This is a genomic window from Salmonella sp. 5800 (genome assembly GCF_046558195.1).
Classification (GTDB): Bacteria; Pseudomonadota; Gammaproteobacteria; order Enterobacterales; family Enterobacteriaceae; genus Salmonella; species Salmonella enterica.
In genome coordinates this window covers 1-293 of sequence record NZ_JBGDOX010000039.1, presented here as the reverse complement: position 1 = coordinate 293, position 293 = coordinate 1, and the positions used below count along the sequence as shown (strand labels likewise).

The 293-nt window shown below is 53.2% G+C and carries 1 rRNA gene; it reads right to left on the bottom strand.

The features are described 5' to 3' along the window. Positions 1 to 293 (bottom strand): 16S ribosomal RNA (locus tag ACLJZ5_RS22115); the annotation flags it as partial.

Sequence of the window (293 nt, the reverse complement as noted above, 5' to 3'; positions counted from 1 at the left end):
GTCGTAAGGGCCATGATGACTTGACGTCATCCCCACCTTCCTCCAGTTTATCACTGGCAGTCTCCTTTGAGTTCCCGACCTAATCGCTGGCAACAAAGGATAAGGGTTGCGCTCGTTGCGGGACTTAACCCAACATTTCACAACACGAGCTGACGACAGCCATGCAGCACCTGTCTCACAGTTCCCGAAGGCACCAATCCATCTCTGGAAAGTTCTGTGGATGTCAAGACCAGGTAAGGTTCTTCGCGTTGCATCGAATTAAACCACATGCTCCACCGCTTGTGCGGGCCCCC